Here is a 24,856-nt window from a genome sequence, read left to right on the forward strand (position 1 = left end):
GAGCGCTTCAGTCCACCTGCAGGCCCGGTACCCGCATCGCCAGAATGGCCATGTCGTCGGACGGGGCGTCGGAGGCGAAGCGTTCCACCGCGCGCATCACGCGGGCGGCCACCGCGCCCGCCGTCAGACCCGTACACGTGGTGAGGACGTCCGTGAGACCGTCGTCCCCCAACATGCGGGTGCCCTCACGGCGTTCGGTGACGCCGTCCGTCACGCACAGCAGAACGTCGCCCGGATCGAGAGTGACCGTCTGCTCGTAGAGCTCCAGGTCCTCCATGACGCCGAGGAGCGGCTGCGGTTCGGCGGCTGCCTCCACCGTGCCGTCCTGGCGCAGACGGAGCGGGAGCGGATGGCCGGCGCAGACCACCTTCAGCACGGCGCTGCCGTCCTCCTGGGGCCACAACTCGCCGTACAACAGCGTCAGGAAGCGGCTGCGGGCGCCCTCGTCGAGGATCGCCGAGTTCAGCCGCTCCAGGACCGCCGGGCCGCCGAAGCCCTCGCGGGCCAGCAACCGCAGCGCGTGCCGGGCCAGACCCGTGACCGCCGCCGCCTCCGGGCCCGTACCGCAGACGTCACCGATGGCGAAGCCGTAGGCGCCGTCACGGATCGGGAAGAGGTCGTAGAAGTCGCCGCCGACCTCGTTGCCCTCGCCGGCCGCGCGGTAGATGACCTCGACCTCGACGCCCTCGATGTGGGGGAGTTCTGGGGGCAAAAGGCTGCGCTGGAGTGACTGGCTGATCGCCGTGCGCTCCGAGTACAGGCGGGCGTTGTCGAGGGCCAGGGCGGCCCTTCGGGAGAGGTCCTCGGCCAGCTCCAGGATCTCCTGCCGGAAGTGCTCGTCGGACGGCTTGCCGAGCGTCAGCATCCCGATGACCCGGTTGCGGGCCACCAGGGGCAGTACGACCGTCTCGCCCCCGACCGCCGCGGCCGTCGCCAGCGTCGTGCCGATGCCGGAACTCACCGGTGAGCGTTCGCCGAGGCCCAGGCTGCGCATGGAGGTGCGCAGCGCCGCCTGGTGGGCGGCCTCGGCGGGGGCCGGCCAGACACGGGCGCCCGGGGTGGGGACCGGGTCCGGCGGGGCGATCTTCGACAGCAGCGCCTTGAGGCCGTCGATGCGTTCCTCGTCCTCGTGCAGGACGTAGGAGAGATACGGGTCCGAGGCCTGGTCGGCGATCGTGTAGACGGCACACCAGGTGGCCAGGGTCGGGACGGTCATCTGGGCCATGAGGGCCAGGGTCTGGTCACGGTCCAGAGTGCCGGCGAGGAGGTCGGAAGCCTCCACGAGGAAGGAGAGCGAGCCGCGGCGCAGGCGTTCCAGCTCGCCCAGACGGGCCGACTCCACCGCCAGCGCGATACGGTCCGCGGCGAACTGGAGGCGCAGCGCCTCCTCGTTGGAGTATCTGGCGGGGGATTCGGCGGCGACACCGAGAGAGCCCGTCAGGCGCCCCTCGACCTTCAGCGGGACCGTGACCACCGACCGCATGCCGGTGCCGCCCAGCAGGGGGACGGCGCCGGGGACGACCGTCAGGTCCTCGTGGACGGCCGGCATCCGGGCCGAGCCGTAGCGGCCGGGGCCCGCCTCGACGGGGACGCGGGCGAAGCGCTGGCGGGCGGAGGGCAGGCCCGTCGAGGCGCGTACCTCCAACTCCGTCTCGTCGTCGGTGGCCAGGAGCAGGAAGGCGGAGTCGCCGTCGAGCATGTCGCGGGCGCGCTCAACCGTGCGCTGGAGAAGGCCGTCCAGGTCGTCGGGGGCCGGAGAGCCGATGAAGACCTCGAAGGGATCCGTGGCCTGGCCCTCGGAACTGGTCGTCGTGTCCGTGGCGGAGGCGCGCAACGGGGTCTGCAGCACGGCGCGTTCGTGGTCGCGCACGAGGAGGCAGACGGTCGAGGGCTCGCCACCCGTGTCACGGACCCGGAGGTGGGAGGCGTAGACGGGGGTGACGCGGCCGCTGGCGCCGCGGATGCCGTAGCTGCCCTCCCAGCGCGAGAGCTGGAGGGCCTCCACGATGCCGGTGCTGGTGCCCGGGGTGTGCGGCCACGCCGCGAGGTCGGTCAGCGGTTTGCCGGTGACCTGCTCGGCGGCGTACCCGAAGAGGTCCTCCGCGTCCTCGTTCCACGCCGAGATGGCGCCGGCACGGTCGATCTGGACGACCGCGACGCGCACCCGGCCGTCGGCGAGCGGAAGGAGGTGGGCGGGGAGGGAAGGGCCCGCGGTGCGGGTGCCGACCGGGCGCTCGGGGAGGTCGAGCTGGAACCAGACCTGCTTGCGGGTGGGCGAGTACTCGACGCCCCAGTGGCCGGCCAGCGCCGCGCAGAGCTGGAGGCCGCGGCCGCCCTCGCGGTCGGGGCTGCCCATGTTCACCGCCGACGCCTGGAGTGGAATCTCGCGTTCCGGGTAGCGGTCCGACACCTCGATGCGCACGCCCCCGTCGCTGCGCAGACACAGGACGTCGGCGGAGGTGCCCGCGTGCACGACGGCATTGGTGACCAGCTCGCTGGTCAGGACCACGGCATCGTCGACGATGTCGGCGAAGCCCCATCCCTGGAGGGTGTCGCGGACGAAGGAACGGGCGGTCGCGACCGATCGTCCCACGGGGTCGAAGCTGGCGGCCGCGCGCGCGGTGATCACAGAACTCCTTGTCCGGTTGTCGGCGTGCAGCGGTGCCGGCCCGACCTGCTCCTGCTGGGGCAGCGCCTGGTTCCCTGTCGGCCGAGGATCCTGAGGCGGTCCCCCAGGATGCAGTCCGGTGGTCATGGTGCGGTGCCCCTCCGATGCCTGCCCGCTCGTTCTCGTGCCACCGCCCAGGCCGGACGGACCGGTGTGGCTGGACAGCCGCATGCAAGGTTACTTACCTTCGCGGTCCATGCGGATGCCGGTCACCAGTGTTTCCGCCCGGAGGGGGCTCATGTTTCCTTCCGGAGGGTCCTGTGGCTCGCGTCCGGACCGTGTGCGGACGATGTGCGAAGCTGCCGAACTGTTATGGCCTGGTTCAGCAGGGGTGAAACACTGGGCAGGCTCCAGTGGGAAGGTCCCGGCAGGCTGAGGGCCTTCCGGTTCGCCGAGCAGCAGTATCCCAGTACGCCGAGCAGTAATGGTCGACCCTTGCGGGAGGGACACAGTGGAGTCTGGCGAAGCGACGCGGGGCACTAAGACGCGCGCAAAAGACGGACAGTCCCTGAACAGCCAGCGCACGCCGCGCAGCGGCACCACCGAGGTGGACACGGCGGCTCTGAACAGGCTGCTGGCCGCCCTCGTGTCGATGCGGGACGGCAATTTCCGCAAGCGCCTCACGGTCTCCGGCGACGGCGTGATGTCGGAGATCGCCGCGGTCTTCAACGAGGTGGCCGACCGCAACCTGCATCTGACGGGTGAGCTGTCGCGGGTGAGGCGGATGGTCGGCCGTGAGGGCAAACTCACGGAGCGGCTGGAGACGGGCGCCTGCGAGGGTTCGTGGGGGGCGGCGATCGACGCGTCCAACGCGCTCGTCGACGACCTCGTACGGCCCGTCTCCGAGGTCGGCCGGGTGCTGTCCGCGGTGGCGGAGGGCGACCTGTCGCCCCGCATGGAGCTGCGGGCGCAGGCGGCGGACGGCAACGGGCATCCGCTGCGCGGGGAGTTCCTCAAGGTCGGGCGCACGGTCAACAATCTGGTCGACCAGCTGTCCACGTTCACCGACGAGGTCACCCGGGTGGCCAGCGAGGTCGGCACCGAGGGCAAGCTGGGCGGACAGGCCCGGGTGCGCGGTATGTCCGGTTCGTGGAAGGATCTCACGGATTCGGTCAACACCATGGCGTACCGGCTGACGGCTCAGGTGCGTGACATCGCTCTCGTCACGACGGCGGTCGCCAAGGGTGACCTGTCCCGGAAGGTCACGGTTCACGTGGCCGGCGAGATGCTGGAGCTGAAGAACACCGTCAACACGATGGTGGACCAGCTCTCCTCGTTCTCCTCCGAGGTGACGAGGGTCGCGCGCGAGGTGGGCACCGAGGGTGAACTCGGCGGTCAGGCGCAGGTGCCCGGTGTGGCCGGCGTGTGGAAGGACCTCACCGATTCGGTGAACCTCATGGCCGGCAACCTCACGGCCCAGGTGCGCGGGATCGCGCAGGTGACGACGGCGGTCGCCAACGGTGACCTGTCACAGAAGGTGACCGTCTCCGCGCGCGGCGAGGTCGCGCAGCTCGCCGAGACGATCAACCAGATGACCGAGACGCTGCGGACGTTCGCGGACGAGGTCACCCGTGTGGCCAACGAGGTCGGGGGCGAGGGCCGGCTCGGCGGGCAGGCGAACGTGCCGGGCGCGGCGGGCACGTGGAAGGACCTGACGGACTCCGTCAACACGGTGTTCCGGAACCTCACGACCCAGGTGCGGGACATCGCCGCGGTGACCACGGCCGTGGCCAACGGTGACCTCTCGCAGAAGGTCAGCGTCGAGGTCGCCGGCGAGATGCTGGAGCTGAAGAACACCGTCAACACGATGGTGGACCAGCTGTCGTCCTTCGGTGACGAGGTCACGCGCGTGGCGCGGGAGATCGGTGTCGAGGGTGAACTGGGCGGTCAGGCGCAGGTGCCGGGCGCGGCGGGCACGTGGAAGGACCTGACGGACTCCGTCAACACGGCCTTCCGGAACCTGACCGGACAGGTCCGCAACATCGCGCAGGTGACGACGGCGGTCGCCAACGGCGATCTGTCGCAGAAGGTCACCGTCGACGTCTCCGGCGAGATGCTCCAGCTGAAGAACACCGTCAACACGATGGTGGACCAGCTGTCGTCCTTCGCGGACCAGGTGACGCGGATGGCCCGGGACGTGGGCACGGAGGGCCGCCTCGGCGGGCAGGCCCGCGTGGACGGTGTGTCCGGTACGTGGAAGGAACTGACCGACTCCGTCAATTTCATGGCGGGGAACCTCACCTCGCAGGTGCGGCAGATCGCCCAGGTCACCACGGCGGTGGCCCGGGGTGACCTGTCGCAGAAGATCGACGTGGACGCGCGCGGCGAGATCCTGGAGCTGAAGAACACCATCAACACGATGGTCGACCAGCTCTCCGCCTTCGCGGACCAGGTGACGCGGGTGGCCCGTGAGGTGGGCACGGAGGGCCGGCTCGGCGGGCAGGCGCAGGTGCCGGGCGTCGCGGGCGTGTGGCGCGACCTGACGGACTCCGTGAACGGCATGGCGGGGAACCTGACCGCACAGGTCCGCAACATCGCGCAGGTCGCGACCGCGGTGGCCCGGGGTGACCTGTCGCAGAAGATCGACGTGGACGCGCGCGGCGAGATCCTGGAGCTGAAGAACACCCTCAACACGATGGTCGACCAGCTGTCGAACTTCGCCGAGCAGGTGACGCGGGTGGCCCGCGAGGTGGGCACGGAGGGCCGGCTCGGCGGACAGGCCGAGGTGCAGGGTGTCTCCGGCACCTGGAAGGACCTCACGCAGTCCGTGAACTTCATGGCGAACAACCTGACCATCCAGGTGCGCAACATCGCCGAGGTGACCACCGCCGTCGCCATGGGTGACCTGTCCAAGAAGATCACCGTCGACGCCAAGGGCGAGATCCTCGAACTGGTCACCACCGTCAACACGATGGTCGACCAGCTGTCGTCGTTCGCCGAGCAGGTGACCCGGGTGGCCCGCGAGGTGGGCACGGAGGGCCAGTTGGGCGGTCAGGCGCGGGTGCCCGGGGTCACGGGCATCTGGAAGGACCTGAGCGACAACGTCAACCTGATGGCCTACAACCTCACGATGCAGGTGCGGAACATCTCGCAGGTGGCGGCGGCCGTCGCCAACGGCGACCTGACCCGGACGGTGACGATCGAGGCGCGCGGCGAGGTCGCGCAGCTCGCCGACACCTTCAACACCATGGTGAAGACGCTGAGTTCGTTCGCCGAGCAGGTCACCAAGGTAGCCCGTGAGGTGGGTACGGACGGCATCCTCGGTGGCCAGGCGCACGTTCCGGGAGTCGCCGGTACGTGGAAGGACCTCACCGAGTCCGTGAACGGGATGGCGTCCAACCTGACCGGCCAGGTGCGCAACATCGCGATGGTCACCACGGCCATCGCCAAGGGCGACCTGACCAAGAAGATCGACATCGACGCCCGCGGTGAGATCCTCGAACTGAAGACCACCATCAACACGATGGTCGATCAGCTGTCGTCCTTCGCGGAGGAGGTCACCCGGGTGGCCCGCGAGGTGGGCACCGAGGGCCAGTTGGGCGGTCAGGCGCGGGTCCGGGACGTCGACGGCACCTGGCGCGACCTCACCGAGTCGGTGAACGAGATGGCCGGGAACCTGACCCGGCAGGTGCGTGCCATCGCGCGCGTGGCGACCGCGGTGACCCGCGGCGACCTGAACCTGAAGATCGACGTGGACGCCTCGGGCGAGATCCAGGAACTTCAGGACTACATCAACAAGATGATCGCCAACCTGCGCGACACCACCATCGCCAACAAGGAACAGGACTGGCTCAAGGGCAACCTGGCCCGTATCTCCGCGCTGATGCAGGGGCGCCGCGACCTCGACGACGTCGCCTCGCTGATCATGAGCGAGCTGACGCCGGTGGTCTCCGCGCAGCACGGTGCGTTCTTCCTGTCGATGCCGCTGGTCGACGGGAGGGACGCGAGCGCCGAGGACGAGGAGGCGTACGAGCTGCGCATGCTCGGGTCGTACGGCTACTCGATGGGCTCGATGCCGACGTCGTTCCGGCCCGGTGAGGCGCTCATCGGGACGGCCGCCCAGGAGAAGCGCACGATCCTGGTGGAGAACGCGCCGAGCGGCTATCTGAAGATCTCCTCCGGGCTCGGCGAGGCGCCCCCGGCGCAGGTCATCGTCCTTCCGGTGCTCTTCGAGGGGACCGTGCTCGGTGTCATCGAGCTGGCCTCCTTCACCCCGTTCACGCAGATCCAGAAGGACTTCCTGAACCAGATCGCCGAGATGATCGCGACGAGCGTCAACACCATCTCCGTCAACACCAAGACGGAGGTGCTGCTCAAGCAGTCGCAGGAGCTGACCGAGCAGCTCCGGGAGCGGTCGGCGGAGCTGGAGAACCGGCAGAAGGCGCTTCAGGACTCCAACGCGGAACTGGAGGAGAAGGCCGAGCTGCTGGCCCAGCAGAATCGCGACATCGAGGTCAAGAACACCGAGATCGAGGAGGCCCGCCAGGTCCTGGAGGAGCGTGCCGAACAGCTCGCGGTCTCCATGCGCTACAAGAGCGAGTTCCTGGCGAACATGTCGCACGAGCTGCGGACGCCGCTCAACTCGCTGCTGATCCTGGCCAAGTTGCTCGCCGACAACGCGGAGTCGAACCTCACCCCGAAGCAGGTCGAGTTCGCCGAGACGATCCACGGCGCGGGTTCCGACCTGCTCCAGCTGATCAACGACATCCTGGACCTGTCGAAGGTCGAGGCCGGGAAGATGGATGTGTCGCCGACGCGTATCGCGCTGGTGCAGCTCGTCGACTACGTGGAGGCGACGTTCCGTCCGCTGACCGCGGAGAAGGGCCTCGACTTCTCGGTCCGGGTCTCGCCGGAACTGCCCGCCACGCTGCACACCGACGAGCAGCGGCTCCTCCAGGTGCTGCGCAACCTGCTCTCCAACGCGGTGAAGTTCACCGACTCCGGAGCGGTCGAGCTGGTGATCCGGCCCGCGGGCGCCGATGTGCCGGTGGCCATCAGGGAGCAGCTGCTGGAGGCGGGTTCGCTGCGGGACGCCGACGCCGACCTGATCGCGTTCTCCGTGACCGACACCGGCATCGGGATCGCGGCCAGCAAGATGCGGGTGATCTTCGAGGCCTTCAAGCAGGCGGATGGCACGACGAGCAGGAAGTACGGCGGTACGGGGCTGGGGCTGTCCATCTCGCGGGAGATCGCGCGTCTGCTGGGCGGTGAGATCCACGCGCAGAGCGAGCCGGGACGCGGTTCGACGTTCACGCTGTACCTGCCGCTGCACCCGAGCGAACTGCCTCCGCAGGGCTACGGGCAGCTCCCGGCCGCGCTGGGAGCGGGGGAGCTCCTCGCGTCCGAGGCGGAGCTGGCCGGCGTGGACATCGGGACGCCGGCCGAGGTGAAGTCGTACCAGGAGACCCAGAACGGGCCCGCCGCGCTCTTCAGGAGGCGCCGCAGGGCGCTGCCGGTGGCCGAGTCGCGTCCTGGGCCGACGGCGCAGCCGAACGGGGCCGGCGGACCCGCCCAGGAGCAGTGGCCGGTCGCGGCGCAGCAGGAGACGGCGTCGCAGTCGCGCGGCGGCATCCGGTTCGAGGGCGAGAAGGTGCTGATCGTCGACGACGACATCCGCAACGTGTTCGCGCTCACCAGCGTCCTGGAGCAGCACGGTCTCTCGGTGCTGTACGCCGAGAACGGCCGTGAGGGCATCGAGGTCCTGGAGCAGCACGATGATGTGACGGTTGTCCTGATGGACATCATGATGCCCGAGATGGACGGCTATGCGACGACCACGGCGATTCGTCGGATGCCGCAGTTCGCCGGACTCCCGATCATCGCGCTCACCGCGAAGGCGATGAAGGGCGACCGTGAGAAGGCCATCGAGTCCGGGGCGTCCGACTACGTCACCAAGCCGGTCGATCCCGATCACCTGCTCTCCGTGATGGAGCAGTGGATGCGGGGGGAGTGAGCGGGTGCGGATCACTGTACGGTGGCGGCGTCCCGGACACCGCGGTGTGCGGGCCGGCGGCTCGTCGCGGCACGCCCGACGTCGGACAACCGACTGTGGGCGAAGCCGTGTAGAACCGCGGGATTCGGGGAACCTTCTGGTCCCCCACTGCGTTTCTGCTACGTGCACAGTGACATCGCGGTGACAGGGTGTGGCGACAGGCGGGGTGCGGCTACCATGACCGGCACAAGGACGGACGGCGCAAGGGAGTCGTCCCCTGGGGCGGCGCCCGGTGCACTGCCGGGACGAGGAGGGCGGGCCATGGTGCAGAAGGCCAAGATCCTCCTGGTCGATGACCGGCCGGAGAATCTGCTGGCGCTGGAGGCGATTCTCTCCGCGCTCGATCAGACACTGGTGCGGGCATCGTCCGGGGAGGAAGCGCTCAAAGCACTACTCACGGACGACTTCGCGGTCATTCTGCTGGACGTGCAGATGCCGGGTATGGACGGGTTCGAAACCGCCGCGCACATCAAGCGGCGAGAACGGACCCGGGACATCCCGATCATCTTCCTCACCGCGATCAACCACGGTCCGCATCACACCTTCCGGGGATACGCGGCGGGTGCGGTGGACTACATCTCCAAGCCGTTCGACCCGTGGGTGCTGCGCGCGAAGGTCTCGGTCTTCGTCGAGCTCTACATGAAGAACTGCCAACTGCGGGAGCAGGCCGCGCTGCTGCGGCTCCAGTTGGAGGGCGGCGGCAAGGTGGCGCTCGGCACCGCCAAGGAGCCGGCCGGTCTCCTCGCCGAACTGTCGGCGCGGCTCGCGGCCGTTGAGGAGCAGGCCGAGGCGCTGTCCAAGCAGCTCGACGACGACTCGGCGGACGCGGCGGCGGTGGCGACCGCCGCCCATCTCGAGCGCAAACTCACCGGACTGCGCAGGGCACTGGACGCGTTGGAGCCGGGCACGGGCAGTGGGGCGCCGTCGGTGCCCTCGCAGAACTGATCTCCGCTCCCGCGCCGGGCGCGTCGCGAACTGACCTTCGGTCCCGCGAATTGCGATGAGCGGAACGCGGAGCCGCCGCCCCGTAGACGAGCGTTCCCGGGGCAGCCGCGCGCGGTGATCCGGCGTCAGTTCCGTGCCTCGGTAAGGGCGACACGATCGGGTGAAGCTGTGGGCGCACGTGTCCCTTGTCGTCTCCACCGGTAACCTCACACCCATGGCCTCACGTCAGTCCGCAGCCAAGAAGCCGCCCGCGAAGAAGGCGGCCGCTCCGACGAAGGCTGCGGTGAAGAAGGCCCCCGCGAAAAAAGCGGTCGCCAGGAAGGCGCCCGCCAAGAAGGCCGCGGTGAAGAAGCCCGTACCCGCGCCGGCGCCCAGCCCGACCGCGGGTGTGTACAGGCTCGTACGCGCCGTGTGGCTGGGCCTCGCGCATGCCGTCGGGGCGATGTTCCGTGGCGTAGGGCGGGGCGCGAAGGGGCTCGACCCGGCGCATCGCAAGGACGGCCTCGCGCTCCTGCTGCTCGCCCTCGCGCTGATCGTCGCGGCGGGCACGTGGTCGAATCTGCAGGGGCCCGTGGGCGACCTCGTCGAGATGCTGGTGACCGGTGCCTTCGGCCGGCTCGACCTGCTCGTCCCGATACTCCTCGCCGTCATCGCCGTCCGCTTCATCCGGCACCCCGAGAAGCCCGAGGCCAACGGCCGCATCGTGATCGGCCTGTCCGCGCTCGTCATCGGTGTGCTCGGGCAGGTCCACATCGCCTGCGGGTCGCCCGCGCGCAGCGACGGCATGCAGGCGATAAGGGACGCCGGCGGCCTCATCGGCTGGGGCGCGTCCACCCCGCTGACGTACACCATGGGCGACGTCCTCGCCGTACCGCTCCTGGTCCTGCTCACGGTCTTCGGTCTGCTGGTCGTCACGGCCACGCCCGTCAACGCTATCCCGCAGCGGCTGCGGCTGCTCGGACAGCGCCTCGGCATCGTGCAGGGCGACCCGGACGAGATGTTCTTCGGCGAGGACGACGAGCGCTACGACGAGCAGTGGCGCGAGGCGCTCCCCGCGCGGCCCCGCAGACGCCCGAGCGGCCCCGGCGACTACGACCCCGGGAGCGCCGAGGAAGAGGCGCTCACCAAGCGTCGTGGCCGCCCCCGGCGGGCTACGGGGCGGCAGCACGACCCGAACCGGCCGATGGACGCCGTGGACGTCGCCGCGGCGGCCGCCGCCGCGCTCGACGGAGCCGTGATGCACGGCATGCCGCCCTCTCCGCTGGTCGCCGACCTGACCCAGGGCGTCACCGCGGAACGCGACGGGTACGAGGAGACGACTCCGGTGCCGGCCGCCCGCGCCAAGGCCGTCCCGGGAGCCAAGCGGCCCAGGCAGGAGTCCCTGCCCGTCGACTCCGTCGTGCCCGACCTCACCAAGTCCGCGCCCGACGCGCCGCGCGACCTGCCCCCGCGCGCCGAGCAGCTCCAGCTCTCCGGCGACATCACCTACTCCCTGCCGTCACTCGACCTCCTGGAGCGCGGCGGGCCCGGCAAGACGCGCAGCGCCGCCAACGACGCGGTGGTCGCCTCGCTCCAGAACGTGTTCATGGAGTTCAAGGTCGACGCCGCCGTCACCGGCTTCACCCGCGGTCCGACGGTCACCCGCTACGAGGTCGAACTCGGCCCGGCCGTGAAGGTCGAGCGGATCACCGCGCTCACCAAGAACATCGCGTACGCCGTCGCCAGCCCTGATGTGCGGATCATCAGCCCGATCCCCGGCAAGTCGGCGGTCGGCATCGAGATCCCGAACACCGACCGGGAGATGGTCAACCTCGGCGACGTGCTGCGCCTCGCGGACGCGGCCGAGGACGACCACCCGATGCTGGTCGCGCTCGGCAAGGACGTCGAGGGCGGCTACGTGATGGCCAACCTGGCGAAGATGCCGCACGTGCTCGTGGCCGGAGCAACCGGTTCCGGTAAGTCCTCGTGCATCAACTGCCTGATCACCTCCGTGATGGTCCGGGCGACCCCCGAGGACGTCCGGATGGTCCTCGTGGACCCGAAGCGGGTCGAGCTGACCGCGTACGAGGGCATCCCGCACCTGATCACGCCGATCATCACCAACCCGAAGCGGGCCGCCGAGGCACTGCAGTGGGTCGTGCGGGAGATGGACCTGCGCTACGACGACCTCGCGGCGTTCGGCTACCGGCACATCGACGACTTCAACGAGGCCATCAGGAACGGCAAGGTGAAGCTGCCCGAGGGCAGTGAGCGTGAGCTGACGCCGTACCCCTACCTGCTGGTGATCGTCGACGAGCTCGCGGACCTGATGATGGTCGCGCCGCGCGACGTCGAGGACGCGATCGTGCGCATCACCCAGCTCGCGCGCGCGGCCGGCATCCATCTGGTGCTCGCCACGCAGCGGCCCTCCGTCGACGTCGTCACCGGTCTGATCAAGGCGAACGTGCCGTCGCGGCTCGCCTTCGCCACCTCCTCGCTCGCCGACAGCCGCGTCATCCTCGACCAGCCGGGCGCCGAGAAGCTGATCGGCAAGGGCGACGGGCTCTTCCTGCCGATGGGCGCCAACAAGCCGACCCGTATGCAGGGCGCCTTCGTCACCGAGGACGAGGTCGCCGCGATCGTGCAGCACTGCAAGGACCAGATGGCGCCCGTCTTCCGGGACGACGTCACGGTGGGCACCAAACAGAAGAAGGAGATCGACGAGGACATCGGTGACGACCTCGACCTGTTGTGTGCCGCGGCCGAGCTGGTCGTCACGTCGCAGTTCGGGTCCACCTCGATGCTCCAGCGCAAACTGCGTGTCGGTTTCGCCAAGGCGGGACGGCTGATGGACCTCATGGAGTCGCGCGGCATCGTGGGGCCGAGTGAGGGATCCAAGGCACGTGACGTTCTGGTGAAGGGCGACGAGCTCGACGGCGTGCTCGCCGTGATGCGCGGGGAAGCCGGATCGTAGGGCCCACGGCCCGGGAAACCGGGACGCATCGGTCACCGGACCAGGGGTACACGACATGTTGATATTCGAACGTGACTCACCCGTAAGGAGCCGAAGGGCAACCGTTTCCGTTCGGCGGACGTCAAGTTGAGCGAGGGGACGGGTATAAGTCCCACATCAGGATGACCGGCCATTCTGATGGCGTACAAAGTCGTACCGCCCGGTTGCCCCACCCTTTCGTACCCCCCCTAAACTGAACCTCCAGCACAGGTGGCTACACGCTCGAAAGGCGCCCCCGTGTCCATCGGCAACTCCCCTGACGGCAACATCCCAAAAGACGAGCGCCCGTTCGAAGAGCACCACGAAGAAGGTCCCTCGGTCGGCCGTGCTCTGCAGCAGGCCCGCATCGAGGCCGGACTGACCGTCGACGACGTCAGCAACGCGACCCGGGTCCGTATCGCCATCGTGCACGCGATCGAACAGGACGACTTCAGCCCCTGTGGCGGTGACGTCTACGCACGCGGTCACATCCGGACCCTGGCCCGCGCCGTACAGCTCGACCCGGTCCCTCTGCTGGCACGCTACGACGCCGAACACGGCGGGCGTCCCGCACCGACCCCGGCCGCCCCGCTCTTCGAGGCGGAACGTATCCGCCCGGAGCGTCGCGGGCCGAACTGGACCGCGGCCATGGTCGCGGCGATCGTCGCCGTGATCGGTTTCGTCGGCTTCACCGCGATCAAGGGCAGCTCGGGCGACGGCGCGAAGTCGAACGTCGCCGAGGGTTCCACGCCCACCACCGGCAAGTCTCCCTTCTCGGCCAGCCCCAAGATCAGCAAGCCCGCCGACCCGAAGGCCGATCCTTCCGACAGCGCCATCGCGGCCGCCCCGCAGGACAAGGTGACCGTGCAGGTGAGCGCCCCCGACGGGCGCAGCTGGATCTCGGCCAAGGACCACAACGGCCGGCTGCTCTTCGACGGCCTGCTCAAGCAGGGCGAGTCCCAGACCTTCCAGGACAAGACGAAGATCGACCTCGTCCTCGGCGACGCGGGCGCGATCCAGCTGTATGTGAACGGCAAGAAGATCGACGACCAGTTCCAGTCGGGCCAGGTCGAGCGACTGACCTACACCAAGGGCGACCCCGTCGTCGGATAACGGGCCCAAGGCACAGGCGTCGACGGGGTTGGCCAAGATCGGCCAACCCCGTCGACGTGGGCTGTCAGTGAGACAAAGTAGTCTTGAGCCCATGCCTGAACGCCGTACCGTCGCACTCGTCACTCTTGGCTGCGCCCGTAACGAGGTGGACTCGGAGGAGCTCGCAGGCCGCTTGGAGGCGGACGGCTGGCAACTCGTGGAGGACGCCGGGGAAGCGGATGTCGCCGTCGTCAACACCTGTGGCTTCGTCGAGGCCGCCAAGAAGGACTCCGTCGACGCCCTCCTCGAAGCCAATGACCTCAAGGGCCAGGGCAGAACCCAGGCCGTCGTGGCCGTGGGCTGCATGGCCGAGCGATACGGCAAGGAGCTCGCCCAGGCCCTCCCCGAGGCCGACGGCGTGCTCGGCTTCGACGACTACGCGGACATCTCCGACCGCCTCCAGACCATCCTGAACGGCGGGATCCACGCCTCGCACACCCCCCGTGACCGGCGCAAGCTGCTGCCGATCAGCCCGGCCGAGCGGCAGAGCGCCGGCGAGGAGGTGGCCCTTCCCGGCCACGGCGCCCCCTCGGACCTGCCGGAGGGCGTTGCCCCGGTGTCCGGCCCCCGCGCGCCGCTGCGCCGCCGCCTGGACGGCTCGCCGGTCGCCTCGGTGAAGCTCGCCTCCGGCTGCGACCGGCGCTGCTCGTTCTGCGCCATCCCGTCCTTCCGAGGCTCCTTCATCTCCCGCCGCCCCAGCGACGTACTGAACGAGACCCGCTGGCTGGCCGAGCAGGGCGTCAAGGAGGTCATGCTGGTCTCCGAGAACAACACCTCGTACGGCAAGGACCTCGGCGACATCCGCCTGCTGGAGACGATGCTGCCCGAGCTGGCCGAGATCGACGGCATCGAGCGGGTGCGGGTCAGCTACCTGCAGCCCGCCGAGATGCGCCCCGGCCTCATCGACGTCCTCACCTCGACGCCGAACATCGCGCCCTACTTCGACCTCTCCTTCCAGCACTCCGCGCCCGACGTGCTGCGCTCGATGCGCCGCTTCGGCGACACCGACCGTTTCCTGGAGCTGCTCGACACGATCCGCTCCAAGGCCCCGCAGGCCGGTGTGCGGTCCAACTTCATCGTGGGCTTCCCCGGGGAGAGCGAGGCCGACCTCGCGGAGCTGGAGCGGTTCCTCACGCATGCGCGTCTCGACGCGATCGGTGTCTTCGGGTACTCCGACGAGGAGGGTACGGAGGCGGCGACGTACGACCACAAGCTGGACGAGGACGTCGTCGCCGACCGCCTCGCGCGGGTCTCCCGGCTCGCCGAGGAACTGGTCGCGCAGCGCGCGGAGGAGCGGGTCGGCGAGACCGTCCAGGTGCTGGTGGAGTCCCTCGACGAGGAGGACGGCGCGTACGGCCGCGCCGCGCACCAGGCACCCGAGACGGACGGACAGGTGCTGTTCACGAGCAGCGAAGGCCTGGCCGTGGGCCGTATCGTCGAGGCCAAGGTGGTCGGTACGGAAGGTGTCGACCTGGTGGCCGAGCCGCTCCTGGGTTCGCTCCCCGGTACTGAGGAGGCGGGCAGATGACCGGAGTCCCGGCATCCGCGGCGGGCGGCTCCCCCAGCGCGAAGGGCGCCGCGGGCGCTCCCGGCGCTCCGGGGGACTCCAAGCCGGCGCGGGGCGGGAAGCTGGGCGCTGCGGCCGTCAACCAGGCCAGCCTCTGGAACATCGCGAACATCCTGACCATGATCCGGCTCGTCCTGGTGCCCGGCTTCGTGGCCCTGATGCTGGCCGACGGCGGGTACGACCCCGTCTGGCGCGCCTGGGCCTGGGCGGCTTTCGCCGTCGCCATGATCACCGACATCTTCGACGGTCACCTGGCGCGTACGTACGACCTGGTCACGGACTTCGGGAAGATCGCCGACCCCATCGCCGACAAGGCGATCATGGGCTCGGCGCTGATCTGTCTGTCCTCGCTGGGTGATCTCCCCTGGTGGGTGACGGGCGTGATCCTCGGGCGCGAGCTCGGCGTCACCCTGCTGCGCTTCGTGGTGATCCGTTACGGCGTCATTCCGGCCAGTCGCGGCGGCAAGCTGAAGACCCTGGCGCAGGGCACGGCGGTCGGCATGTATGTCCTCGCGCTGACGGGGGGACTGGCCACCCTGAGGTTCTGGGTGATGGCCGTGGCGGTCGTCCTGACCGTCGTCACCGGGCTCGACTACGTGAGACAGGCGATGGTGCTGCGCAGGAGTGGGATCGCCGCACGGCTGGCGGCGGCCGCGGAGGCGGAGCGGTGAGTCCCGAGGCCGCCGAGGTGCTGCGACTACTCACGGTGAGGGGCGAGACGCTCGCCGTGGCCGAGTCGCTGACCGGCGGTCTGGTGGCGGCGGAGATCACCGCGACGCCCGGGGCCTCCCGCGCCTTCCGAGGCTCCGTGACCGCGTACGCCACCGAACTCAAGCATCTGCTGCTGGGCGTCGACGCCACCCTGCTGGCCGAGCGCGGGGCGGTGGATCCGCAGGTCGCGGCGGAGATGGCGGCCGGAGTGCGCAAGGCCCTCGGTGCGGACTGGGGGATCGCGACCACCGGTGTCGCGGGGCCGGACCCCCAGGACGGACAGCCGGTCGGCACGGTCTTCGTGGCCGTCGACGGACCTGCCGAAGCGAGGTTTCCCGCCATCGAGAGCGGGAAAGTGGTCCGGCTGCGGTTGAACGGCGACCGGGCGGAAATCCGTATGGAGAGTGTACGCAGCGTACTCGCACTGCTCCTGAGAGAGCTCGCGGGCGAACAGACCGGAAATGAGCGGGCACAGGATACGGAACAGAACGGGGGGACCTGATGTTTGCAGCCCTGAGTGAACACGACATCGCTCCCCGCACGGCCGCGGCGCGAGGCGGTACGGTGGGGCGAGAAGGATGCGGCTACGCGGTCCGAGGAGGGAGCCACCGATGATTCTGCTCCGTCGCCTGCTGGGTGACGTGCTGCGTCGGCAGCGCCAGCGCCAGGGCCGTACTCTGCGCGAAGTCTCCTCGTCCGCCCGAGTTTCACTCGGCTATCTCTCCGAGGTGGAGCGGGGGCAGAAGGAGGCATCCTCCGAGCTGCTCTCCGCCATCTGCGACGCGCTGGACGTACGGATGTCCGAGCTCATGCGGGAAGTGAGTGACGAGCTCGCTCTCGCCGAGCTGGCACAGTCTGCAGCGGCCACCGACCCGGTGCCTGCACCGGTGCGCCGCCCGATGCTGAATTCCGTTTCGGTCACCGGTGTGCCACCGGAACGGGTCACGATCAAGGCGCCAGCCGAGGCGGTCGACGTCGTCGCCGCCTGACGCTCACGAGTTCGCGCTCATGAGCTGAGCACGCTTGTGCGAAGGCCCCGGCCGGGGTTGTTCCAGGGAGATCTGGAGCAGGTTCGGCCGGGGCCTTCGTTTTTCTCCGAGTGACCCTAATTGTTCGTTTATGTCATGGTTAGTGGGCTGTGTTGTATCGCGCCGTGCCAGGAGAGTCGGAGGAATCGGATGTACGTCGTGAAGAGCCCGTTGGCGGACGCGGACCTGAAGACGGTGTCCGGGGCGTTGCAGGGAGCGCTGGTCGACCTGGTGGACCTCTCGCTCGTGGCCAAGCAGATCCACTGGAACGTCGTCGGGCCGCGCTTCCGTTCCGTCCACCTCCAGCTCGACGAGGTCGTGGACACCGCGCGGCTGCACTCCGACACCGTGGCCGAACGCGCCTCGACGCTGGGTGTCCCGCCCGACGGACGGGCCCGGACCGTGGCCGCCGACAGCGGCATCGGCGCGACCCCGGACGGCTGGGTCAAGGACACCGATGCCGTGGGGACGCTCGTCAACGCGCTGGGCGCCGTGATCACCCGGATGCGGGCGCGGGTGGAGGCCACCGGCGCGGCGGATCCGGTGACCCAGGACATCTTCATCCAGATCACCGCCGATCTGGAGAAGCATCACTGGATGTTCCAGGCGGAGAACGGGTGAGTGAATGCGGGCGCGGTCGGCTCCGCATGTGCCCGGGGTGCGCCTCTGTGCCGTTGGTGCGCCCTGTCGATGTGTGAGGGCACGGGTCTAGCTTCGGGCTGGAGGTGGACACCATGGCAGGGCGGATAGCGCGCTGGGGGGTAGCGCTGGTGCTCGGTGCGCTGTGGTGGTGGGGGGTGCTCCGGCTCGCGCTGGTGCCCGACGCGGGTGTGCTGGAAGGGGCGGTCGTCGCCGGCGGGTGGGGACTGAGCCTGCTGCCGGTGCACTGCGTGCCGAAGCCGGGGGTGGCGGGGGACGCCGAGGGCGTGGGGGAGGACCGGGAGCGCGGGCGGTGGCGGTGGCGTCCTGGGGCTACCACGGCATCGCCACCCCGCCGTTCGGGCGGAGGATCTGACCCGTCGTGAACGCCGAGGCGTCGCAGGCCAGGTAGAGCACGGCATGGGCGACGTCCTCGGCCTCGCCGACCCGGCCCAGGGGTGACAGCCGGGCCATGACCGCCTCGGTACGCGCCTGCGCCTCCCCGTGGCGGTCGGTCATCGGCGTGCGGGTCCAGCCGGGCGCGACCGCGTTGACGCGGATGCCGTGCGGGCCGATCTCGGTCGCCAGCGTCTTCGTCAACTGCACGACGGCCGCCTTCGCGGCGCCGTAGCAGAGCAGTCCGCGCCCACCGGTGTCCACGGCGCCCGACGCCATGGTGACGATGCTGCCGCGGATGTTCTGCTCGATCATGAGGAGGGCCGCCTCCTGGCAGGAGTGGAGCACCCCCTTGAAGTTGACGCCCAGAACCCGGTCGAGGTCCTCGTCCTGGGTCTCCAGCACCTCGCTGCTGTGCATGATCCCGGCCACCGCCGCCATGACGTCGAGGCGGGGGCAGGACCTGACGGCCTGGCGGAGCCGCTCGCGGTCGGTGACGTCGAGGGTGTGCGCGTGGGCCACGCCGCCGCCGTCCTTGATGAGGGCGACGGTCTCGTGCAGGCCCTGCGGGTTCAGGTCCGCGCAGTGGACGGTCGCTCCCGCCTCCGCGAGCAGGACGGCCGACGCGCGGCCGATGCCGCCGGCGGCGCCGGTGACGAATGCGGTGCGTCCGGTGAGGTCGTACGCCTTCACGGCCATGAGGGGACGGTACGAGGGTTTCTGACGGGTCGTCAATTAGTGGGACGTGGGCTCCTCGTACGGTGTTCGGGGGCGCTCGGCGTCCGGGTAGGCCCCGGTGCCGGGGCGGGGCCGGCTCTCAGGTGGGGCCGGATGCCGGGGTGGGGCCGGGCTGGCAGGTCGGGCACCAGTAGGTGGGGCGTTCGCGGGAGCCGTCGCCCTGGTCGGCACGCCTGATCGAGGCACCGCAGCGCAGACAGGGGCGGGGCGCGCGTCCGTACACGAAGAGGTTCTGGTCGTGGCGGCCCGTGGTGTTGCGGACCGGACGGTCGCGGTTGGCCTCCAGGAGTCTCTTGGCGAGGACGGGCAGCAGCGGGACGCGGTCGGCGGGGAGCTCGCCGACGGGGAGCCAGGGGGTGACCCGGAGGAGGAAGCAGAGCTCGCTCTTGTAGACATTGCCGATTCCGGCGAGGTTGCGCTGGTCGAGCAGCGCCTCACCCAGGGAGCGGGCGGGGTCCTCGAGGAGGTTCGACAGCGCCTTGTCGGGGTTCCAGCCGGGGCCGAGGAGGTCGGGGCCGAGATGGCCGACGGCCCGGTCCTCGTCGGTGGTGCGCATCAGTTCCAGAACGGGCAGCCGGTACCCGACGGCCGTACGGTCGGCGGTGCCGAGAACGGCCCGGATCTGGTGGGCCGGACCGCCGCTCCAGCGCCGGCCGGGCGTGTACACCTTCCAGGAGCCGTCCATCCGCAGATGCGAGTGGAGGGTCAGACCCCCCTCGATCCGGGTGAGGAGGTGCTTGCCGCGCGCGGTGACGTCCAGGACGGTGCGGCCGGTGAGGTCGGCGGTGGCGAACCTGGGGACCCGAAGGTCGGAGCGGGTCAGCACCTTGCCCGCGAGGGCGATGTGCAGCCGTCTCGCGGCCTGCCAGACGGTGTCTCCTTCAGGCATGCGTTCCAGGGTGGCACGGGTGGATGCGGGGTGCTCGGCTGTGGGCGTGGGCGTGGGCGTGGGCGTGGGCGTGGGCGTGGGTGGCGGTGGCGGTGGCGGTGGCGGGTCTGTGGTGGTCAGGCGCGCAGGCGCAGGCCGCGCGGGGTCGCGATGAAGCCGGCTCCTTCCAGAAGGGTGCCGAAGGGGGAGGTCAGGGCGGAGGCGCCGTTCACGCGCTCCACCGTGACCGTGCCGAGGGAGCCCGCGCGGGCCGCGGTGGCGAGCGCCTCGGCGGCCGCACCCAGGCGTGCGTCGTCCATGACCGCGCCGTCCGGGTCGGAGGGCCAGGCCAGCAGCGTCTTGCCGCCGCGCTCCATGTAGAGGGTGAGCTCGCCCTCGACGAGCACGACCAGGGAGCCCGCCTTGCGGCCGGGCTTGTGTCCGGCGTCGGTGGGCGGCTCGGGCCAGCCGAGGGCCGCGCCGTACGCGTTCGCGGGGTCGGCGGCGGCCAGGACCACCGCCTGGACGGGCGGGCGGTTGTGCGGGCGGGTGCGGTTCGGGGGCAGGGAATAGATGGGGTCGTCCGCAGGGTGGGCAGCGGGCGTCGAGAAGGCGGCGTCGGCCGAGAAGCCGTGGTCGTCGGACTCGGCGGCACCCGGACCGTCCGGGAAGTCGGAGAAGCCGGGGAGATCGGAGAAGTCGGGGAGGTCGGAGAAGTCGGGGGAGCCCGTCGGGTCGAGGCCGTCCGGGGAGGCGGAGGCGCTCGCACGGCCGCGGCTTCCGGTCGCGCCTGGGGCGCCAGGGGTGCGCGGGCGGCCGCGGTCACCTGGGAAGCCGGGCGTGCGCGCCGATCCGTTCGGGCCCGGGAAGCCGCTCGGGCCCGGGACACCGTCCGGGCCGGTCAGGGCTTCGCCGCGGTCCCGTGCGTTCGCCGCCGCGCGCAGCCGGTCGACCGCGCCGTCCATCGCGAACTGGGCGGCACCGAGCCCCTCCACCACATAACCGCGGCGCGCCTGGCCACTGTCCTCGAAGGCGGACAGGATGCGGTACACGGCTGAGAAACCGCCCTCGACACCCTCCGCGGCGACCGCGCCCCGGGTCACCACGCCGTGCCGGTCGAGCAGGGTGCGGGCCAGGGCGTGGGCGCGCACGGTGGCGTCGGCCTCGCGGGCGGGTAGCAGTGACCAGCGGCCGGCCACGGTCGGGGGGCCGGTACGGGACTGGGGGCGGGCGGCGCCGGTCAGGGAGCCGTAACGCCCGCGCGGGACCGTGCGCTTGGCCCGGTGGGCCGTGGAGCCGGCGGTGCGGCCCGAGCCGAGCAGGGAGCGCATCGGTGCGAGCGTGTCGTTCGTGAGCCGTCCGGACCACGCCAGGTCCCAGATGGCGTCGGCGAGTTGGGGATCCGTGGCATCGGGGTGCGTGGTGGCGCGGACCTGGTCGGCGATCTGACGAAAGAACAGACCGTAGCCCCCGGAGAGGGAGTCCAGGACCGACTGGTGCAGCGCGGTCGGTTCCAAGGGGTGCGGGGACGGCAGGAGCAGCGGGGCCGCGTCCGCGAGATACAGCGAGACCCAGCCGTCCTTGCCGGGCAGCGCCCCGGCGCCCGCCCAGACCACCTCACCGGCGGCGGTGAGCTCGTCGAGCATCGCGGGAGCGTAGCCGGAGACCCGGGAGGGCAGCACCAGCTTCTCCAGGGCGGAGGCGGGCACCGAGGCACCCTGCAACTGCTCCACGGCGCGTACCAGTCCGTCGATGCCGCGCAGTCCGTGCCCGCTGCCGACGTGCTGCCACTGCGGCAGGAACTGTGCGAGCGCGGCGGGCGGTACGGGCTCCAGCTCGTGGCGCAGGGCCGCGAGGGAACGGCGCCGCAGTCTGCGCAGCACGGTGGCGTCGCACCACTCCTGCCCGATGCCCGCCGGATGGAACTCGCCCTGCACGACACGGCCGCCCGCGGCGAGGCGGTGCAGCGCTCCGTCCGTGACGGCCGTGCCGAGACCGAAGCGGGCGGCGGCCGTGGTGGACGTGAACGGGCCGTGGGTGCGGGCGTACCGTGCGAGGAGGTCGCCGAGCGGATCCTTGACCGGCTCCGTGAAGGCCTCCGGGACACCGACGGGCAGTGCGGTGCCCAGCGCGTCGCGCAGACGGCCGGCGTCCTCGATCGCCGCCCAGTGGTCGGCGCCGGCGATCCGGACCCGGATGGCACGGCGGGCCGCCGCCAGCTCCCCGGCCCACTCCGGGCCGGCGCCCCGCTCGGCCAACTCGGCCTCGGTGAGCGGGCCCAGCAGGCGCAGCAGGTCCGCCACACCCTCGGAGTCCTTCACGCGCCGGTCCTCGGTGAGCCACTGGAGTTCGCGCTCCAGCTCGGTCAGGACCTCGGCGTCGAGCAGCTCGCGCAGTTCGGCCTGGCCGAGGAGTTCAGCCAGCAGACGGGAGTCCAGCGACAGCGCGGCGGCCCGGCGCTCGGCGAGCGGCGAGTCGCCCTCGTACAGGAACTGGGCGACGTATCCGAACAGGAGCGAGCGGGCGAAGGGGGACGGCTCGGGTGTCGTGACTTCGACGAGTCGCACCTTGCGGGACTCGATGTCGCCCATCAGTTCCGTGAGACCAGGGACGTCGAAAACGTCCTGGAGGCACTCGCGGACCGCCTCCAGGACGATCGGGAACGACCCGAACTCGCTGGCCACCTGCAGCAGTTGGGCCGCGCGCTGGCGCTGCTGCCACAGCGGGGTGCGCTTTCCCGGGCTGCGGCGCGGCAGCAGCAGCGCGCGGGCGGCGCACTCGCGGAAGCGGGCCGCGAACAGCGCGGAGCCGCCGACCTGGTCGGTGACGATCTGGTTGACCTCGCCCTTGTCGAAGGCGACGTCCGACGCGCCCACGGGCGCCTGTTCGGTGTCGTATTCCGTGCCCGTCCTGGTGGGTTCCTGGTCGAGCAGGTCCAGGCTCATCAGATCGGCGTCGGGCAGACGCAGCACGATGCCGTCGTCGGCGTGCATGACCTGGGCGTCCATGCCGTAGCGCTCGGAGAGCCGGGCGCCGAGCGCGAGGGCCCAGGGGGCGTGCACCTGGGCACCGAAGGGCGAGTGCACGACCACCCGCCAGTCACCCAGCTCGTCGCGGAACCGCTCGACGACGATCGTGCGGTCGTCCGGGATGTGGCCGCACGCCTCGCGCTGTTCGGCGAGGTACGACAGCACGTTGTCGGCGGCCCAGGCGTCGAGTCCGGCGGCCAGCAGCCGCAGCCGGGCGTCGTCCTTGGGCAGCGAGCCCACCTCGCGGAGGAACGCGCCGACCGCGCGGCCCAGTTCGAGCGGGCGGCCGAGCTGGTCGCCCTTCCAGAAGGGGAGCCTGCCCGGGACCCCTGGGGCGGGCGAGACCAGGACGCGGTCGCGGGTGATGTCCTCGATGCGCCAGGAACTCGTGCCGAGTGTGAAGACGTCTCCGACGCGGGACTCGTAGACCATCTCCTCGTCGAGCTCGCCGACCCGGCCGCCGCCCTTCTTGGGGTCGGCGCCCGCGAGGAAGACCCCGAAGAGCCCCCGGTCGGGGATGGTGCCGCCGGAGGTGACGGCGAGACGCTGTGCTCCCGGGCGGCCGGTGACCGTGCCGGCGACGCGGTCCCACACCACGCGGGGCCGGAGCTCGGCGAAGGCGTCGGAGGGGTAGCGGCCCGCGAGCATGTCGAGCACGGCGGTGAACGCCGACTCGGGGAGCGAGGCGAAGGGGGCGGCGCGCCGGACGGTGGCGAGCAGGTCGTCGACCTGCCAGGTGTCGAGCGCGGTCATGGCGACGAGCTGCTGGGCGAGCACGTCCAGGGGGTTGGCGGGGACCCTGAGGGACTCGATGGAGCCGGTGCGCATCCGCTCGGTGACGACCGCCGCCTGGACGAGGTCGCCGCGGTACTTGGGGAAGACGACACCGGTGGAGACCGCGCCGACCTGGTGGCCCGCCCGGCCCACGCGCTGGAGGCCGGAGGCGACGGACGGCGGGGACTCGACCTGGATCACCAGGTCCACCGCGCCCATGTCGATGCCGAGCTCGAGGCTGGAGGTGGCGACCACGGCGGGCAGGCGCCCCGCCTTCAGGTCCTCCTCGACCAGGGCCCGCTGCTCCTTGGAGACGGAGCCGTGGTGGGCACGGGCGATGACAGGGGGAGCCCCCTGGGCCGCGCCGGAGCCCCCCATCAGCTGGGCCGGGGCGTGGGCCTCCTCCAGGGGCTCGCCGGTCGCCCGCTCGTACGCGATCTCGTTGAGCCGGTTGCAGAGGCGCTCCGCCAGGCGCCGGGAGTTGGCGAACACGATCGTGGAGCGGTGGGACTGGACGAGGTCGGTGATCCGCTCCTCCACGTGCGGCCAGATCGAGGGCTTCTCCGCGCCCTCCTTGCCGTCGGCGACCGGGGAGCCGCCCAGTTCGCCCAGGTCCTCGACGGGGACGACCACCGACAGGTCGAACTCCTTGCCGGAGGGCGGCTGGACGATCTCCACCTTGCGGCGGGGGGAGAGGTAGCGCGCCACTTCGTCGACCGGCCGGACCGTCGCGGAGAGGCCGATGCGGCGCGCGGGCCGCGGCAGCAGCTCGTCGAGGCGCTCCAGGGTCAGCGCGAGATGGGCTCCGCGCTTCGTACCGGCGACCGCGTGCACCTCGTCCAGGATCACCGTCTCGATGCCCGTCAGCGCGTCGCGTGTCGCCGACGTCAGCATCAGGAACAGCGACTCGGGAGTCGTGATCAGGATGTCCGGCGGGCGGGTGGCCAGCGCGCGGCGCTCGGCGGCCGGGGTGTCACCGGAGCGGATGCCGACCTTCACCTCGGGCTCGGGAAGCCCCCGGCGCACCGACTCCTGGCGGATGCCGGTCAGGGGGCTGCGCAGATTGCGCTCCACGTCGACCGCGAGGGCCTTGAGCGGTGACACGTACAGCACCCGGCAGCGCTTCCTGGGGTCGGCCGGTGGCGGCGTCGAGGCCAGCTGGTCGAGCGCGGCGAGGAAGGCGGCGAGGGTCTTGCCGGAGCCGGTCGGGGCGACCACCAGCACGTCCGACCCCTCGCCGATGGCTTTCCACGCCCCGGCCTGGGCCGCGGTGGGCGCGGAGAACGCCCCCGTGAACCAGCCGCGGGTGGCGGGGGAGAAGCCGTCGAGGGCCCGGTGTGTGGAGCTGACCATGCGTCCATCCTGCACCTCGCCACTG

At 70.8% G+C, this 24,856-nt stretch carries 14 protein-coding genes; 10 read left to right on the forward strand and 4 right to left on the reverse strand.

Features of this window, described 5'->3' with window-relative positions; all coding sequences use genetic code 11:
• Window positions 1-7: 7 nt before the first annotated feature.
• Window positions 8-2,755: a SpoIIE family protein phosphatase gene (locus tag OHB41_RS32875; protein ID WP_266701887.1), complete on the reverse strand. Its 2,748-nt coding sequence runs from the start codon at window positions 2,753-2,755 to the stop codon at window positions 8-10.
• 364 nt (window positions 2,756-3,119) lie between these two features.
• Here OHB41_RS32875 and OHB41_RS32880 point away from each other — a divergent pair, with 364 nt between their 5' ends.
• The 10 genes from OHB41_RS32880 to OHB41_RS32925 all read left to right on the forward strand — a co-directional run bounded on the left by OHB41_RS32880 (window position 3,120) and on the right by OHB41_RS32925 (window position 18,059).
• Window positions 3,120-8,621: a HAMP domain-containing protein gene (locus tag OHB41_RS32880; protein ID WP_266701889.1), complete on the forward strand. Its 5,502-nt coding sequence runs from the start codon at window positions 3,120-3,122 to the stop codon at window positions 8,619-8,621.
• Between the two features lie 300 nt (window positions 8,622-8,921).
• Window positions 8,922-9,605: a response regulator gene (locus OHB41_RS32885; RefSeq protein ID WP_266701891.1), complete on the forward strand. Its 684-nt coding sequence runs from the start codon at window positions 8,922-8,924 to the stop codon at window positions 9,603-9,605.
• Window positions 9,606-9,819: 214 nt separating this feature from the next.
• The gene (locus OHB41_RS32890) at window positions 9,820-12,558 is read left to right on the forward strand and encodes a DNA translocase FtsK (RefSeq protein ID WP_266701893.1); all 2,739 of its coding nucleotides are present in this window, start codon (window positions 9,820-9,822) and stop codon (window positions 12,556-12,558) included.
• 276 nt (window positions 12,559-12,834) lie between these two features.
• Window positions 12,835-13,689 (forward strand): helix-turn-helix domain-containing protein, encoded by an 855-nt coding sequence (locus OHB41_RS32895; RefSeq protein WP_266701895.1) that lies wholly within the window; start codon window positions 12,835-12,837, stop codon window positions 13,687-13,689.
• 91 nt (window positions 13,690-13,780) lie between these two features.
• The gene (rimO, locus tag OHB41_RS32900) at window positions 13,781-15,256 is read left to right on the forward strand and encodes a 30S ribosomal protein S12 methylthiotransferase RimO (protein ID WP_266701897.1); all 1,476 of its coding nucleotides are present in this window, start codon (window positions 13,781-13,783) and stop codon (window positions 15,254-15,256) included.
• A complete protein-coding gene (gene pgsA, locus OHB41_RS32905; RefSeq protein WP_266701899.1) occupies window positions 15,253-15,966 on the forward strand; it encodes a CDP-diacylglycerol--glycerol-3-phosphate 3-phosphatidyltransferase in 714 nt (237 codons plus the stop codon). The genes rimO and pgsA overlap by 4 nt, the downstream gene beginning before the upstream one ends.
• Window positions 15,963-16,508: a CinA family protein gene (locus OHB41_RS32910; protein ID WP_266701901.1), complete on the forward strand. Its 546-nt coding sequence runs from the start codon at window positions 15,963-15,965 to the stop codon at window positions 16,506-16,508. The genes pgsA and OHB41_RS32910 overlap by 4 nt, the downstream gene beginning before the upstream one ends.
• 109 nt (window positions 16,509-16,617) lie before the next feature.
• Window positions 16,618-16,995, forward strand: coding sequence for a helix-turn-helix domain-containing protein (locus OHB41_RS32915; protein WP_148010798.1), 378 nt, complete (start codon window positions 16,618-16,620; stop codon window positions 16,993-16,995).
• Between the two features lie 189 nt (window positions 16,996-17,184).
• Window positions 17,185-17,655, forward strand: a complete 471-nt coding sequence (locus OHB41_RS32920; RefSeq protein ID WP_266701904.1) for a Dps family protein — start codon at window positions 17,185-17,187, stop codon at window positions 17,653-17,655.
• Between the two features lie 113 nt (window positions 17,656-17,768).
• Window positions 17,769-18,059, forward strand: a complete 291-nt coding sequence (locus tag OHB41_RS32925; RefSeq protein ID WP_266701906.1) for a hypothetical protein — start codon at window positions 17,769-17,771, stop codon at window positions 18,057-18,059.
• Here OHB41_RS32925 and OHB41_RS32930 read toward each other — a convergent pair.
• The 3 genes from OHB41_RS32930 to OHB41_RS32940 all read right to left on the reverse strand — a co-directional run bounded on the left by OHB41_RS32930 (window position 18,007) and on the right by OHB41_RS32940 (window position 24,831).
• Complete coding sequence (locus OHB41_RS32930; protein ID WP_266701908.1) at window positions 18,007-18,768, reverse strand: SDR family NAD(P)-dependent oxidoreductase; 762 nt, start codon at window positions 18,766-18,768, stop codon at window positions 18,007-18,009. The genes OHB41_RS32925 and OHB41_RS32930 overlap by 53 nt on opposite strands.
• A 118-nt stretch (window positions 18,769-18,886) precedes the next feature.
• Entirely contained in the window at window positions 18,887-19,696 is an 810-nt protein-coding gene (locus OHB41_RS32935; RefSeq protein WP_266701910.1) for an Fpg/Nei family DNA glycosylase, read from the reverse strand.
• 116 nt (window positions 19,697-19,812) lie between these two features.
• Complete coding sequence (locus OHB41_RS32940) at window positions 19,813-24,831, reverse strand: ATP-dependent helicase (protein WP_266701912.1); 5,019 nt, start codon at window positions 24,829-24,831, stop codon at window positions 19,813-19,815.
• Window positions 24,832-24,856: the final 25 nt, after the last annotated feature.

Origin of the sequence: Streptomyces sp. NBC_01571 (genome assembly GCF_026339875.1) — a bacterium.
GTDB lineage: Bacteria > Actinomycetota > Actinomycetes > Streptomycetales > Streptomycetaceae > Streptomyces.

Bases quoted from the DNA above. Each gene is read 5' to 3' on its own strand.
- OHB41_RS32875 (WP_266701887.1), bottom strand. From the start codon at position 2,755: ATGACCACCGGACTGCATCCTGGGGGACCGCCTCAGGATCCTCGGCCG.
- OHB41_RS32885 (WP_266701891.1), top strand. From the start codon at position 8,922: ATGGTGCAGAAGGCCAAGATCCTCCTGGTCGATGACCGGCCGGAGAAT.
- OHB41_RS32890 (WP_266701893.1), top strand. From the start codon at position 9,820: ATGGCCTCACGTCAGTCCGCAGCCAAGAAGCCGCCCGCGAAGAAGGCG.
- rimO (WP_266701897.1), top strand. From the start codon at position 13,781: ATGCCTGAACGCCGTACCGTCGCACTCGTCACTCTTGGCTGCGCCCGT.
- pgsA (WP_266701899.1), top strand. From the start codon at position 15,253: ATGACCGGAGTCCCGGCATCCGCGGCGGGCGGCTCCCCCAGCGCGAAG.
- OHB41_RS32915 (WP_148010798.1), top strand. From the start codon at position 16,618: ATGATTCTGCTCCGTCGCCTGCTGGGTGACGTGCTGCGTCGGCAGCGC.
- OHB41_RS32920 (WP_266701904.1), top strand. From the start codon at position 17,185: ATGTACGTCGTGAAGAGCCCGTTGGCGGACGCGGACCTGAAGACGGTG.
- OHB41_RS32925 (WP_266701906.1), top strand. From the start codon at position 17,769: ATGGCAGGGCGGATAGCGCGCTGGGGGGTAGCGCTGGTGCTCGGTGCG.
- OHB41_RS32930 (WP_266701908.1), bottom strand. From the start codon at position 18,768: ATGGCCGTGAAGGCGTACGACCTCACCGGACGCACCGCATTCGTCACC.
- OHB41_RS32935 (WP_266701910.1), bottom strand. From the start codon at position 19,696: ATGCCTGAAGGAGACACCGTCTGGCAGGCCGCGAGACGGCTGCACATC.
- OHB41_RS32940 (WP_266701912.1), bottom strand. From the start codon at position 24,831: ATGGTCAGCTCCACACACCGGGCCCTCGACGGCTTCTCCCCCGCCACC.